This window comes from Ralstonia sp. 25C, assembly GCF_051904805.1.
Taxonomy (GTDB): domain Bacteria; phylum Pseudomonadota; class Gammaproteobacteria; order Burkholderiales; family Burkholderiaceae; genus Ralstonia.
The window spans coordinates 926,875-941,344 of sequence record NZ_CP196737.1 but is presented as its reverse complement, the minus strand read 5'-3'; the positions used below and the strand labels follow the sequence as shown (position 1 = coordinate 941,344).

Annotated in this window: 12 protein-coding genes; 5 read left to right on the top strand and 7 right to left on the bottom strand. The window is 66.0% G+C overall.

The genetic code is table 11. From position 1 onward, the window contains the following. Positions 1–6: 6 nt before the first annotated feature. From ACS7SF_RS04365 to cobU, 4 genes are read right to left on the bottom strand one after another with little or no spacing between them, the layout of a single operon-like run. Complete coding sequence (locus ACS7SF_RS04365; RefSeq protein WP_439892696.1) at positions 7–954, bottom strand: cobalamin-binding protein; 948 nt, start codon at positions 952–954, stop codon at positions 7–9. Positions 955–966: 12 nt separating this feature from the next. Then, complete coding sequence (gene cobD, locus ACS7SF_RS04360; RefSeq protein WP_439891844.1) at positions 967–1,974, bottom strand: threonine-phosphate decarboxylase CobD; 1,008 nt, start codon at positions 1,972–1,974, stop codon at positions 967–969. Then, on the bottom strand, positions 1,971–2,948 hold the full coding sequence (cbiB, locus tag ACS7SF_RS04355) for an adenosylcobinamide-phosphate synthase CbiB (protein ID WP_439892695.1): 978 nt from the start codon (positions 2,946–2,948) through the stop codon (positions 1,971–1,973). The genes cobD and cbiB overlap by 4 nt, the downstream gene beginning before the upstream one ends. Then, positions 2,942–3,517 (bottom strand): bifunctional adenosylcobinamide kinase/adenosylcobinamide-phosphate guanylyltransferase, encoded by a 576-nt coding sequence (gene cobU / locus ACS7SF_RS04350; protein WP_439891843.1) that lies wholly within the window; start codon positions 3,515–3,517, stop codon positions 2,942–2,944. The genes cbiB and cobU overlap by 7 nt, the downstream gene beginning before the upstream one ends. 49 nt (positions 3,518–3,566) lie before the next feature. Between cobU and ACS7SF_RS04345 the strand changes: the two genes are divergently transcribed. Further along, a complete protein-coding gene (locus ACS7SF_RS04345; protein WP_439891842.1) occupies positions 3,567–5,063 on the top strand; it encodes a cobyric acid synthase in 1,497 nt (498 codons plus the stop codon). 86 nt (positions 5,064–5,149) lie between these two features. After that, complete coding sequence (locus tag ACS7SF_RS04340) at positions 5,150–5,815, top strand: nucleotide-binding protein (protein WP_439891841.1); 666 nt, start codon at positions 5,150–5,152, stop codon at positions 5,813–5,815. Between the two features lie 46 nt (positions 5,816–5,861). On the opposite strand, the gene panC is transcribed toward ACS7SF_RS04340, so the two are convergent. From panC to ACS7SF_RS04325, 3 genes are read right to left on the bottom strand one after another with little or no spacing between them, the layout of a single operon-like run. Next, positions 5,862–6,713 (bottom strand): pantoate--beta-alanine ligase, encoded by an 852-nt coding sequence (gene panC / locus ACS7SF_RS04335; protein WP_439891840.1) that lies wholly within the window; start codon positions 6,711–6,713, stop codon positions 5,862–5,864. A 51-nt stretch (positions 6,714–6,764) separates the two neighbouring features. After that, positions 6,765–7,646 carry a segregation and condensation protein A gene (locus ACS7SF_RS04330; protein ID WP_439891839.1) on the bottom strand — a complete coding sequence of 294 codons (882 nt, stop codon included), beginning with the start codon at positions 7,644–7,646 and terminating at the stop codon, positions 6,765–6,767. A 33-nt stretch (positions 7,647–7,679) separates the two neighbouring features. Next, a complete protein-coding gene (locus tag ACS7SF_RS04325) occupies positions 7,680–7,868 on the bottom strand; it encodes a DUF3460 family protein (RefSeq protein ID WP_439891838.1) in 189 nt (62 codons plus the stop codon). Between the two features lie 225 nt (positions 7,869–8,093). On the opposite strand from ACS7SF_RS04325, the gene ACS7SF_RS04320 reads away from it, so the two are divergent. The 3 genes from ACS7SF_RS04320 to ACS7SF_RS04310 all read left to right on the top strand — a co-directional run bounded on the left by ACS7SF_RS04320 (position 8,094) and on the right by ACS7SF_RS04310 (position 14,419). Continuing rightward, positions 8,094–9,872, top strand: a complete 1,779-nt coding sequence (locus ACS7SF_RS04320) for an autotransporter assembly complex protein TamA (RefSeq protein WP_439891837.1) — start codon at positions 8,094–8,096, stop codon at positions 9,870–9,872. A gap of 8 nt (positions 9,873–9,880) precedes the next feature. Beyond that, positions 9,881–13,780, top strand: a complete 3,900-nt coding sequence (locus ACS7SF_RS04315) for a translocation/assembly module TamB domain-containing protein (RefSeq protein WP_439891836.1) — start codon at positions 9,881–9,883, stop codon at positions 13,778–13,780. Positions 13,781–13,876: 96 nt separating this feature from the next. Next, a complete protein-coding gene (locus tag ACS7SF_RS04310) occupies positions 13,877–14,419 on the top strand; it encodes a hypothetical protein (RefSeq protein ID WP_439892694.1) in 543 nt (180 codons plus the stop codon). Positions 14,420–14,470: the final 51 nt, after the last annotated feature.

The window sequence follows — 14,470 nt, the reverse complement described above, 5'->3', positions numbered from 1 at the left end:
GATCGGTTAGTGGCGTGCCGCGTTCGCGGCTTGCGTGCCCAGGCGGCGCGTGCGCGCCAGCTCCAGGTCTTCGCACAACTGCGCGGCAGCATCGACGAGGCGTGGGCCGAAACGGTTCATCAGATCGCCATTGATGCTGAACAAGTTGCCGCGCTGCACGGCCAGCAGGCGCGGCCAGCGCTTCCACCCGTCGAGCGTGTCGATGGGGCGGCTGCCTTGCGTGGCGCCCATGCTGGCCGTCAGCAAGACTTCGGGGTTGGCGGCAATGACGGCCTCAGTCGACACGGTGGGCACCAGCAGCGGCTCGCTGGCGAACACATTGCGCCCACCGCACAGGGCAAGCATGTCCGAGAAAATGTGCTGGCCGTTGAGCGTCATCAGCGGCTGTTCCCACACCTGATAGAACACCGACACCGGCGGCCGGCTCGCATAACGATTGCGCAGCGTGTCGACGCGCTGGCGGAATTGCTGGGCGGCGTCGTGGGCGCTGGCGCGGGTGTCGAGCAGCGTGCCGAGCGCCTCAATCGAGCGGGGAATATCGCCCAGTCGATGCGGCTCCGAGAAGAACAGCGGAATGCCCAGCGCGCGCAGACGATCGATCTGCTTTTGCGCATTTCCGTGGCGCCAGACCACGACGAGATCGGGTTTGAGGGCAGCAATGCGCTCCAAGTCGAGCGAGCGGTTGTCACCCACGTGCGGAATGTCGCGCGCGGGCGGCGGGTAGTCGCTGTAGCTGACGGTACCGACGATGCGCGCGCCGCCACCGGCCGCAAACAGCAGTTCGGTTGCGTGCGGCGCCAGGCTCACGACGCGCTGCGCCGGGCGTTGGAGCGTGACAGTGGCACCGCTGTCATCGTTGACGGAAATGGCGGCAAGCGCCGGTGCCATAGCGAGCAACGCAGCCAGACCAAGCGCGGCCACATGGCCGGCAAGACGGGAAGGACGGACGATCATCAAGGGGGGCGGTCAAGCGGAATGCGAGAGCGATGCTAACGCATCGCCAAGGCGTTGCCATCCGGTTTCATCCGCAGGCAAACCGAAGCGCAGTCCGGGCACGGGCGCATCGAAGCGGCGTGTCCAGACGCCCAGGCGCGCCAGGCTTGCGTGCAGCGTCGGTGCGTGTGCTGTGGGTGCCCAGGCAAAGAGCGGCGTCGCGGTGTTCGGTAGACCGTGGCGATCCAACAACGTGTGCAGCCTCGCGCCCTCGCACTGCAGGCGATGGCGGGTTGCCGCCTGCCAGGCGGTATCTGCTAGGGCTGCACGTACGACAGTGCGAGCGGGGCCGTTGACGGTCCAGTGGCCCAGCGCATCACGCAGCGCCGCCAGCACATCGGGCGCAGCCAGCACGAAGCCGATGCGGGCGCCGGCCAGCCCATAGAACTTGCCGATCGAGCGCAGCACGATAAGCCCGGGCGTACCTGCCAAAGGCGCAAGCGTTGGGCCCGCGTCGAAAGCTTCGACGAACGCTTCGTCCACGATCAAGGTGCCGCCACGCGCGTGCAGGCGCGTATGCCAGTCGCGCAAGGTCTCGGCCGGCAGCAGGCGTGCGGTTGGGTTGTTCGGGTTGACGACGACGAGGTGTCGGACATCGTCGGGCAGGTCGCCCAGGAAGGCGGATTCGGGCAACGGCACAACATCGTGCCCAGCGCGCGCAAAGGCAGGTGCGTATTCGCTGTAGCCGACTTGTGCCACGCCGACGCGGCCGTGCGGCAACAGGGCGGGCAGCGCGCGAATGGCGGCCTGCGAGCCCGCAACGGCCAGCACGGCGCGTGCGTCGCTCACGCCGTAGTGCGCGGCCGCCTGTGCCTCCAGGCCATCGTCTTCGGGCAGCCGCAGCCATGCGTCGGAGGGAATCGGCGGGATGGGATAGCCACACGGGTTGATGCCGGTCGACAGATCCAGCCAGCCGCCGGCAGGCTCCCCATACAGCGCACGTGCGGCCGCGAGATTGCCGCCATGGACGATGCCGCTCATGGCAAGCCCCGTACGATGGCAGCGATGAGCATCAGTACACCGAGCCACAGCCACAACGTGCGCGACACCAGCGTCAGCGCGCGGGTGATGTCTTCCGCGATTGCGGGTTCGCCGGTGCCCAGCGCAGGGCGCGCTTCGTCGACGCCCTCGTAGCGTGCTGTGCCACCCAACTGCACGCGCAGGCTGCCTGCGCCGGCTGCCATGACAGGGCCGGCGTTGGGGCTCGACCACTGCGGTGCTTGCACGCGCCAGCAACGCAATGCATCGGCGGTGTGGCCGAGGAGCGCATAGCTCATCGCCGTCAGTCGCGCGGGAACCCAGTTGAGCACGTCGTCGATGCGCGCCGCTGCCCAGCCAAAGCCGGTGAAGCGCGCATTGCGGTAACCCCACATTGCGTCGAGCGTATTGGCGAGCCGATACAGCACCACGCCGGGCGCGCCTGCCACCACCAGCCAGAACAGTGGTGCGAAGATGGCATCGCTGCCGTTTTCCAGCGCGGATTCCACGGCGGCACGGGCGATGGGCTCATCGCCGGCATCGCGCAAATCGCGCGAGACAATGCGTGAAGCGAGGGCACGTGCGCGGGGCAGATCCGCATCACGCAGCGCATGGGCAATCGGCGCGATATGGTCGTGCAAACTGCGCGCGCCGATGGCGAAATACAGCGCGATGGCATCGAGCGCGACCACCAACCATGGGGAGGCGCTCCATATCGAGACGACGAGCCATCCCGCCAGCAATACGAACGGCAACACGGTGATCGCCCACGCTGTCAGCCCGATGAGGCGCGACCACGCCAGCGCGGCAGGCCGGCGGTTCATGGCGCGTTCCACGGCGATGGCGATGCGTCCGAAGCCCACCAATGGATGCCAGCGTGGGACTTCGCCAAAGACGTGGTCGAGCAGCACACCCGCCAGCGCAGCCAGCGCCACGAGTGGCCATCCTAGGTCGGACACACCGCCCAGATTCACGATGCCGCGCCGAGCGCCGGCCCTTTGACCACCATCGGGATGCCGGCCACGAGCAGATGCACGTTGTCGGCCAGCGCGGCCAGGCGCTGGTTCAGTCGGCCCAGTTCATCGACATAGAAACGCGTGATGGCGCCCATCGGCACCACGCCCAGGCCAATCTCGTTGCTCACGAGGATGACTTCGCCAGGTAGAAGCGGCAGCGCGGTCAGGAGCGCGTCGATTTCAGCCGTCCACGCTTCGGGCGGCGTGATGAGGCCGGTCTCCGGATATTCGTGATGCCCGGAGAAGAGCAGGTTGTTGAGCCACAGCGTGATGCAGTCCACCAGCACGCAGCCCCCGTGCTGCGCGTGCGTGTACAGCGCCTCGGCCAGGCGCGTGGGTTCTTCAATCAGCGCCCACTGCTCGGGGCGGCGCGCACGGTGCAGGGCCACGCGCAACTGCATCTCTTCATCGCCCTCGCGCGCGGTAGCGACGTAGGTGACCGGCCCCGCGCACTGCAGCGCGAGTTGTTCAGCGTGGTGGCTCTTGCCGGAGCGGGCACCACCGAGGACGAGTGTGAGACGGCGTGACATCCCGCTATTTTAGCCGTGAGCCGATGGTCTCGAATGCGATAATCCGCGCATGTCGAAGCCTCCGTTTTCTGTGCCAGCGCCCACGTGGCGGGGCACGCTGATGATCCAGGGCACCACGTCCGACGCCGGCAAGAGCACGGTGGTCGCCGGGTTGTGCCGTGTCGCACATCGCGCCGGTGTGCGTGTGGCGCCGTTCAAGCCGCAGAACATGGCGCTCAACAGCGCCGTCACTGCAGATGGCGGCGAGATCGGCCGGGCGCAGGCGTTGCAGGCGCAGGCCGCCGGCCTCGCACCCACGGTGGACATGAACCCCGTGCTGCTCAAGCCCAACAGCGACACCGGCGCGCAGGTCATCATCCACGGCCAGCCGCGCTGCGATCTGAATGCACGCGCGTATCACGCCTACAAGCCCACCGCCATGGCGGCCGTGCTGGAGTCGCACACGCGCCTGCGCGCGCAATACGACCTCGTGCTCGTGGAAGGCGCGGGCAGCCCGGCCGAGATCAACCTGCGCGACCGCGACATCGCCAACATGGGGTTTGCGGAAGCGGTGGACTGCCCGGTGGTGCTCGTCGCGGACATTGATCGGGGTGGTGTGTTCGCGCATCTCGTCGGCACGCTCGCGTGCTTGTCGGATAGCGAACGTGCGCGCGTGGCCGGCTTCGTCATCAACCGGTTTCGCGGCGATATTTCGCTGCTGACGCCGGGGCTCGACTGGCTGACCGCGCAGACGGGTAAACCAGTGTTGGGTGTGCTGCCCTATCTGCAGGGTTTGCACCTCGACGCGGAAGATGCCGTGCAGACATCGCAGCGCGCAGCTGCAGGCGACGCGCTGCGCGTGGTCATTCCGGTGTTGCCGCGCGTGTCCAACCACACCGATTTCGACGCGCTGCGCGCCCATCCGCAAGTGGACGTGCGATTGATCGGCCCTGGCCAACCGATTCCGCCTGCCGACCTCATCATCCTGCCGGGCAGCAAGAGCGTGCAGGCGGACCTTGCCTGGCTGCGTGCCAACGGCTGGGAAGCGGCCATCGCGCGGCACCTGCGCTACGGCGGCAAGCTGATCGGCATTTGCGGTGGCATGCAGATGCTGGGGCGACGCCTGCACGATCCGCAAGGTTTGGAAGGGGCGCCCGGCAGCGTGGATGGCCTCGGCTATCTGGAGTTCGAGACCACGCTGGAAGCCGCCAAGCAACTGCGTCAGGTGCGCGGCACGTTGGCGCAGGGCGGCGCAGCCATCACCGGCTACGAAATCCACATGGGCGTGACCGATGGGCCGGCGCTCGCTCGGCCCGCCGTGCAGCTCGACGATGGCCGTACGGACGGTACGATCTCGGCGGATGGGCAGATTCTCGCTACCTATCTCCACGGGCTGTTCGATGCGCCCGAGGCCTGCCGTGCGCTACTCAGCTGGGCCGGCGTACGCGATGCGCAGGCGCAGGACTACGCTGCGCTGCGCGAAGCCTCGCTCGAACGCCTGGCGGACACGTGTGAAGCGCATCTCGACCTTGCCGCGCTCTTCGGCGCGCTGCCACGTGCGGGCTGAGCCATAATTATCGGATAGGTACATTCGGCGAGTGATTGACTCGCCACACGATTCGACGAGCGCACGCTGCGTACAAGGAGGCAGGCATGCCGGTGGCCGTTGTAGCGAATCCGAAGGGTGGAGTGGGCAAGACCACGTTGGCAACGAACCTGGCCGGCTACTTTGCCGCGCAGGATCACGCTGTGATGCTGGGCGATACCGATCGCCAACAGTCTTCCCGAGAATGGCTCGCCTTGCGCCCCGACACTGCCAAGCCCATCAGCACGTGGGAAATCAACGCCGACCACATCGCCAAGCCGCCCAAGGGCACCACGCACGTGGTGCTCGACACGCCGGCTGGGCTGCACGGCTGGCGGCTGACCGACCTCATCAAATTGTCGGACCACGTGATCGTGCCGCTGCAGCCGTCGATGTTCGACATCCTTGCCACGCAGACTTTCCTGCGCAAACTGGCCGATGAAAAGCCGATCCGCCACGGCGACGTCAAACTGGGCGTGGTCGGTATGCGTGTGGACATGCGCACCCGCGCCGCAGAACAGCTTCAGCGCTTTGTGCAGGGGCTGGAGGTGCCGATCCTCGGTTATCTGCGGGACACCCAGAACTACGTGCAACTGGCCGCGCATGGCTTGACGCTGTGGGACGTGGCGCCCTCACGCGTGGCGAAGGACGTGGAGCAGTGGGGCGGCATCCTCGGCTGGTTGGGGGGAACGCCGCCGCAGGCCGTGCCGGCCGAGACGTCGGCGGCAGCATGAAAAAAGCCCGGCAATTGCCGGGCTTTGTCGTTGGGCGATACCTCGCTCAAATCTCGAGGTTATCGATCAGGCGCGTCTTGCCGAGCTTGGCGGCGGTCAGCACCACTAGCGGTTCGCCCGCGGCGATGTTGTCTGGCGTCGGCACTTGCAGGTCGGAGCGGCGGCGCACTGCCACGTAATCGGGCTGCCAGCCGCGGCCACGCAGGTACTCCATCGCCTTGTTGGTCACCTCTTCGTGCGAGGCCTGGCCTTGCAGCACGGTTTCGAGCACGTCCTGGCGCACCTGGTGCAGCGTGCGGTACAGCTCGGGCGCTTCGACGCGCTCGTCGTTGGACAGGTACATGTTGCGCGACGACAGCGCCAGGCCGTCGTCTGCGCGCACCGTCTCGGCCGGGATGATGTCCACCGGCAGCGCAAACTGGTGGGCCATGCGGCGCACGATCATCAACTGCTGGTAGTCCTTCTTGCCGAACACTGCCACGCGCGGCTGCACGCAGCAGAACAGCTTCATCACCACCGTGCACACGCCCTTGAAGAAGCCGGGGCGGAATTCGCCTTCGAGCGTGTCGCCCAGGTCGTGCGGCGGCTCGACGCGGTATTCCTGCGGCTCGGGGTACATGTCGCGCTCGGTGGGCGCGAACAGCACGTACACGCCTTCCTTCTGCAGCTTTTCGATGTCGTCCTGCAGGGTGCGCGGGTATTTGTCGAAATCTTCGTTCGGGCCGAACTGCAGGCGGTTCACGAAGATGGATGCCACCACCGGGTCGCCATGCTGGCGCGCCAGGCGCATCAGGCTGAGGTGGCCCTCATGCAGGTTGCCCATGGTCGGCACGAAGGCGACGCGGTTCTGGCCGCGCAGCTGGTCGCGCAGTTCCTGGATGGACGAGATGACTTTCATGCGGTGTGGTGGTGAGCTAACGCTTCATGTTGGCCAATGACGTCGGCCGAATTACGTCGGTGAATAGGCAAGGCGCACGTAGATGGGCGCGTACGGTTCCGCCTGCGTGATCTCGAGCAGCGATTCGCGCGAGAGCTCCAGCATGGCGACAAAGTTGACCACCACGATGGGCGCGCCCTTGCCGGACTGGATCGCTTCTTCGAACAGCTCGGTGAATTCCATGAACCGCGCGTGCTGGAGCTTGCGCAGGATCTGGCTCATGTGCTCGCGCACGGACAGCTCTTCGCGCGAGATCTTGTGGTGCTGCGTGAGCTTGGCCCGGCGCAGCACGTCGGCCCACGCGACGCGCAGGTCGTCGGAATTGACGTCGGGGTAGCGTGGCGCGAGGCTCTGCTCGATGTAGACCTGCGCGCGCAGGAAGTCGCGACCGAGCTGCGGCAGCGTATCGAGCTTCTGCGCGGCGAGCTTCATCTGCTCGTATTCGAGCAGGCGGCGCACCAGTTCGGCGCGCGGGTCTTCGGGTTCTTCGCCGGAGTCGGTTTTCTTGACCGGCAGCAGCATGCGCGACTTGATCTCGATCAGCATGGCCGCCATCAGCAGGTATTCGGCGGCCAGCTCCAGGTTGGTCGCGCGGATCTGCTCGATGTAGGCCAGGTACTGCCGCGTGACTTGCGCCAGCGGAATGTCCAGCACATTGAAGTTCTGGCGGCGGATCAGGTACAACAGCAAGTCCAGCGGGCCTTCAAACGCCTCAAGGAAGACCTCGAGCGCGTCGGGCGGGATGTACAGATCCTGCGGGAGCTTGAACAGCGGCTCGCCATAGAGCCGTGCAAAGGCGAGGCCGTCGACCTGCGCGGGCGTGGAGTCCTGATCGGGCGCCACGTTGGGCAGCTCGACAGGCAGCGGCAGCTTGTCCTGCGCGGGGGTGGTCATGCGGCGGTGGGCCTAGTGGGCCTGGTGGGCCGATCAGTCCAGCGAGTAGACGTACGGCTTTTGCGGCACGCGGGCGGTCTTGGCGCGTGCGCGCTCTTCCAGGTCGATCGGGTCCTTGTCCCACAGCAGGGCGCGACCTTGGCGCTGTTGCGCTTCCAGATCGGGCTTCTGGGTCTTGAGTTCTTCCAGGAACTGGGTGATCTCGGACTTGTACAGGGCCATGGCAGTCGGTGAGGTTGGGTGATCTTGCCCGCACGGGAACGTTCCGGGCGGAAAACAGCGCATTTTACCGTATTGGCCGACGGGCACGGCCCCTGCGAAGGCGTTCGGATCGGTCTGAAAGGACATCTCTGTTGCATTTGCCTGGGCACCCGTCAGGATCGGTATGGTCAAATACGGCTTCTTTCCGACTCAGCCGGCCCATGGGGCGGCGCCACGCTTGCCACGATGATTGGCCCCCAGCGACCATCGCGACCGTCACGTTTTCCCCGTTCCGTCTTGCATGCGGCCACACTCGCTGCCGGCTGCGCGCTGGCGCTCGTCTGTGCGCCGGCGAGCGCGGAGTATGACGTCAAGATCGAGGCGCCCAAGGCCATCCGCGACCTGCTGGAGCGTCATCTTGACCTGTCGCGCTACAAAGATCGCAAGGACATCACCGAAGACCAGTTGCAGTACATGGTCGAAACGATTGGCGACCAGGTCACCAAGCTGACAGCGACCGAGGGTTACTTTGTGCCCAAGGCCATCGCGAAAATCGAAGGCCCGCCGGACCACCATGTGATCAGCGTGAAGGTCGAGCCTGGCCCGCGTACCACCATCGATAACGTGGCGCTGGACTTCACCGGCGCCATCACGCAAGACCCGAAGCGCATCGACGAACTGAAAAAAGCGTGGGGCCTTTCGCACGGTACGGCCTTCCGCCAGGCGGGCTGGGACAAGGCCAAGGACGACAGCCTGGCGGCGCTGCAGAGCAAACGCTATTACGCGGCCAAGCAACTGGATTCCCAGGCGCGTATCGACCCCGACGAGAGCAAGGCTGATCTCTCCGTTGCTTACGATAGCGGCCCGGCGTACACCCTGGGGCCACTGGACGTGCAGGGTTTGTCGCGTTATCCGCGCGGCATCATTGACCATGTCAACCCGCTGCGCGTGGGCGAGGATTATTCCGCCGACCGCCTGCAGGCGTTGCAGGCGGCCATTCAGGGGCAGCCGTATTTTTCCAACGCGATTGTTGATCTGGGCGACGATCCGAAGACCCCGGTCAACGCACCCGTGCGCGTGCGCGTGCGGGAGTACCCGCCCAACCGCATCACCAGCGGCGTGGGGTATGGCACGGACACCGGTGCCTCGCTCGAAGGGCGCTATCAGTACCTGAACCTGTTCAACAAGGCCTGGGTGCTGGACACGCAGGCGCGCATCGAACAGCGCCGCCAATACCTGTTCGGCAGTGTGACGTTGCCGCCCGACGACAAGCAGTACGTCAACAGCATCTACGGCAGCATGGACCGCACCGACACCTCGGGCACCGACACGCGCAGCTATCGCTCCGGTTTCAAGCAGACACGTGTACGCGGCATCTATGAGACGTCGTTTACGGTCAACTTCTATTACGACGACTTGCGCCCCGACGGCGCCGAGCGTCAGCTGAGCAAGGCGCTGGTCCCCGGCTTTGCCTGGACCCGCCGCGATGTGGACGACCCGCTGTTCCCGCGTCGCGGCAACATCATCACCACGCAGATCGGCGCGGCGGTCAAGGGCGTGCTGACGGACCAGTCGTTCGTGCGTTCGTATAGCCGCATTCGCCAGTTCGTGCCGGTGGGGCAGCGTGACATCTTTGTCGCGCGGGGCGAGTTGGGCGCCGTCATCACGTCGGGCCCTGGAGATGGCGTGCCGGCCACGCTGCGCTTCCGTACGGGCGGTACGCAATCGGTGCGCGGCTACGACTTTCAGAGCATCGGTAACGATGTCAACGGCAGCACGTTGCCCGCCAAATTTCTCGTGACCGGTGGGTTGGAATATCAGCGCTGGTTCCTGCCGCAGTGGGGCGCCGCCGTGTTTTGGGATACCGGCACGGCCACCGACAACTGGACCCAGCGCCGCTGGTTCAACGGTGTCGGCGCTGGCGTGCGCTGGAAAAGCCCCGTGGGGCCGATCCAGGTGGATCTGGCCTACGGCATCCAGCAGAAGCAGTTCCGGCCGAGCGTATCGCTGGGCATCGCGTTCTGAGCATGACGATGACCGACTCGCAAACGCCGGATTCCAAGCAGCCCGAAGCACCACGTCCCAAGCGGGGCTGGGGCCGCCGCACGCTGCGGTGGTTTGGAGGCTTTGTCGCCCTGGTCCTGGTGATCGTGCTGGCGCTGGCCGGCTGGCTTGTCTGGGCCATCCATTCTCAGATGGGCACGGCGCAGTTGTGGTCGCTTGCCACGCGTTTCGGTCACGCCTATGTGTCCGGCAAGCTGGAAGGCGGCACGGTGCGCGAGGGCCTGTCGCTGCGTGATCTGCACGTGCGCGCGGGCAGCACGGAAGTACGTATCGACCATGTGGAAGGCCGCTGGGCCATCACGCGCGGCCCGTGGCATGCGCACTTCGCGTATCTGCGCGCCGGCAATGTCGAGGTGATCCTGCACCCGACGCCGCCGACGCCACCGAGTGGCCCGCCCGATTCATTGGTGTTGCCGCTGGCGCTGGATGTGGATCGGCTGGCCGTGGATCGGCTCGCCATCCGCGAGGGCACATCCACCACCGAACTAAAGGCGATTGCCGGCAGCGTGCATACGGATGGCACGCACCACAATGTGCTGCTCGACGGCATGGAAACGCCTGCCGGCAAGCTGGCCGCCACGTTGCACATGACCGGCACGCGGCCGTATCCGCTCACCGGCGCAGCCACACTAGCCACGCAGTTCGAGGCGAACGGCCAGAAGCAGGATGCGGCGGTATCGGCGCAGTTGTCCGGCTCGCTGGAGGCGTTGCATATCGACGCCACCGGTACCGGCGCCAAGCTGACCGCGCAGGCGCAGATCGACGCCACGCCGTTCGGCGTGCTGCCGCTGTCGCGCGCCGTTGTATCGGCTGACCATGTCAACCCGCGTGCGTTTGCCCACGGCGCGCCGGAAGCGTCGCTGTCCATCCACGCGGATCTGCGTCCCGACGAACAGGCCAAGACGCTGACCGTCGCCGGCCCCATCCAGATCGACAACGCGCAGCCCGGCACGCTCGACAAGCAGAAGCTGCCGCTGCAGTCCCTGCGTGCGCAGGTGCGCTTGAACGAAGATGATCAACAGCTCACCGGCTTGGATGTACGCCTGCTCGGCGGCGCGCAACTGAGCGGCGGTGCGGACGTCAAGAAGGGCCACGGCACGTTGCGCGTCGATGTGCGTCAGTTGGATCTGCAAGCGCTGCATGCCTCGCTGGAGAAGACGAAGCTCGCCGGCCCCGTCACCGTGGATTTTGCGGGTGGCACCCAGCACGTCGCGCTCGATCTGGCCGGCGGCGATATGCGTGCGCAGGCCAAGGCCGTGCTCGATGCGACGCAGGTGGCGGTGGAGAACGCACAGGTGTCGCTCGGCCGTTCGCGGTTGACATTGGCCGGCACGCTCAAGCATGACGATGCGCAGTCGTTCGCCTTCAAGGGCAACCTGGCGGAGTTCGATCCCGCGCGATTGGCGAAGGTGGCCAAGGGCCGCATCAACGCGGAGTTTGATGCGCGCGGCACGCTGGCGGAGCCCATCGACGCTGCCATCAAATTTACCGTCCGCGACAGCGATTACGCCGGCTTGCCCATGACCGGCGACGGCAATGTCCACCTTCGCGGCGAACGCCTGTTGCCCAGCGACGCCAAGCTCGATGTGGCCGGCAACAAGGCCAGCCTGCGCGGCAGCTTCGGTGCGGCGGGCGACCGTCTGCACGTCGAGGTCGATGCGCCGCAGCTTGCGCGTTTGCAGCTTGGCGTGAGCGGGGCGCTCAGCCTGTCCGGCGATGTGTCTGGCACGATCAAGCGGCCGCAGGTCGATGCCACGTTCCGCGCCAACCAGCTCGCCTATCAAGGCAACAAGATCGAACTGGCAAATGGCCGCGCGCAGATGCGTGACGGTATCGATGGCCCGTTGCAGTTCGAACTGACCGCGCAACGCGTGACGGGCCCGAGCCTGTCGCTGCGCGAGGTGCACGCCACGCTGGACGGCACGCGCCGTGCGCACCGCTTCCGCGCCGATGCCGATGGCAACGTGCGCAGCCAGCCGTTCAAGTTCGCGCTGGCAGGCGACGGTGCCCTCACGTCCGGGAACGGCGGCGATGCGTGGGACGGCACGATCTCGACCCTATCCGCGCAAGGCGCGCCCAATCTGCAATTGAAGGCGCCGGTGCGGGTGTCGGTGGCGCCCGGTCGTCTAGTGGTTGGCCGCACGGACCTGACGCTGGATCAGACGCCCATCCATATCGAACGGGTGGAATCGAATCAGGGCCATCTGCGTAGCGCCGGCCGCTTCGACGGTTTGCAGATCGCGCGCGTGCTGGAGCTGGTGCGCACGTGGACGGGCCAGTCACCGCCCGTGCGTACCGACCTCGTGATCGATGGGCAGTGGGATGTCAACCTCGGCAGCACGGCGACCGGCACCGCCCACATTGCGCGCCGCAGCGGCGATCTGTCGATCAACGCCGGGCGCGGCTTTACTCCGCTGGGGCTCACCGAAGCCACGGTGGACCTGCGCGGCGAAGGCATGCGCCTGGCGTTGCGCGGTACCGTGCAATCCAACCGCGTGGGCAATGCTTACCTCGACGCGGGTATCGGGCTGACGCGCGATGCCGCACCGGGTGCATTGGCATTGACGTCGCCGGCCTCGCCTCTGACCGGCGGGTTGACGATCAGCCTGCCCCACCTCAAGGGCATCGGCGATCTGCTCGGGCCGGACGTGGCAACGGAAGGCCAGCTTGCGGCGAGCCTGACCTTTGCTGGCACGGTGGGTGCGCCCAAGGTAAGCGGCTTCCTGACCGGTCAGGACATCGAAGTCGCGCTGTACGACCAGGGCATCCGCCTGACCGGTGGTCTCGTGCGCGTGGCGCTGGACCAGAACGTGGTCGACCTGCAGCAGGTGGTGTTTCACGGCGGCGAGGGCACCGTGCGGGCGCAGGGTCGTGTGCAGCTGGGCGAGGCGAATCCGAACCTGGCCGGCACCATCGCTGCGGACAAGCTCCAGCTGTTTGCTGATCCGGACCGTACGCTCGTGCTCTCCGGTCAGGCGCGCATCGCCAACGACAACGACCGCGTGGCCATCACCGGCAAGTTCAAGGTCGACCGCGGATTGTTCGATTTGCCCAAGGACGGCGCGCCGGCACTTGGAGACGACGTGGTCATCGTCCGTCGCGCCGATGCCGCGCGCAACCAGGCCGAACGTGGCGTCAAGCGCGAAGAAAAGCCCGCCGGCCGCTTCAGCCCAGTCGTCGATGTCGATGTGGATTTTGGCGACAACTTCCGCTTCAAGGGCGCGGGCGCAGATCTGTCCCTCGGCGGCCAGATGCACGTGCACAGCGAACCGCTGGTGCCTCTGCGCGGCACCGGCACGATCTACGTGCGCCAGGGCAGCACCTACGAAGCCTTCGGCCGCAAGCTGGCGATCGACCAAGGCGTGCTGAACTTCATCGGGCCGATCAACAACCCGTCGTTCAACATCACCGCCATGCGCCGCAACCAGGAGGTCGAGGCCGGCGTGCAGGTGACGGGCACCGTGCGCCAGCCACGCGTCAAGCTCGTCTCCGAGCCCAACGTGCCCGACGAAGACAAGCTTTCGTGGCTGATGTTTGGCTACAGCGCGTCGAATGCGGGTCTGGGTCAGCAGCAGGCGATGTCCGGCGCAGCGCTCGGCCTGCTGGGTAACGTGGCAGGCAAGAATGTGGCGCGACGATTTGGCTTGGACGAGTTCTCGATCGGCGCGTCCACCTCGGGCCTGACCGATCCGCAGGTGGTGAGTCTGGGCAAGGCGATTTCGGAAAGCATTTCGGTGGGCTATGAGCAGAGCCTGTCCACCGCCGATTCCATCGTCAAGCTGACGTGGCAGTTCTCACGGCGCTGGTCAGTGGTGGCGCGCGGCGGCACGATCAACGGCGCGTCGGTGCTGTTCAACAAGCGTTGGTAATTGGGCTACCCGGCTGCCAGAATGGCGGCGGATAGACGTTTCGAACGAGAGGGTTCCATGACGCATCATCGTCAACTCGCACAAGTGGGAGTCACCATGGGCATTCTGGCGTCATTGCTGGGGTTGTTCGGCTGTGATCAGCAGAAGGTGGATCAGGCCGTCGATCGGGTGGGCGATGCCGCCAAGCGGGCGTGGCAATCGGCCAAGCCGGACAACCTGCTATTCAAGGACATCGTGGCCGGGCAGTCCACCGAGGACGACGTGAAGGCCACCGCCGGCCAGCCGGAGATGATCTGGGAGAACGAAGGCGGCACGCGGCAGCTGGAATATCCGCGCGGGCCGGAAGGCACGTCAACGTGGATGGTGACGATCGGGCCCGACGGTCGTGTGCAGAAAATCGATCAGGTCCTGACTGCCGAGAACTTTGGCCGCGTACGTGCTGGGCAGACCAAGGACGACATCCGCCGGATGCTCGGCAAGCCGGGCAAGGTCGAGGCATTCAAGCTGAAGCAGGAAGAGGTCTGGGGCTACAAATGGATGGAAAGCCCGACCGAGAAGGCGTTTTTCAATGTCCACTTTGGGCCGGATGGGCGCGTGAGCACAACATCGCGCAGTGACAACCGGTTGAATGGCGGCTGACCGCGTGCCAACCTAGTGGCACGTCAAAAAACAAAGGCCAACCCCATGGGG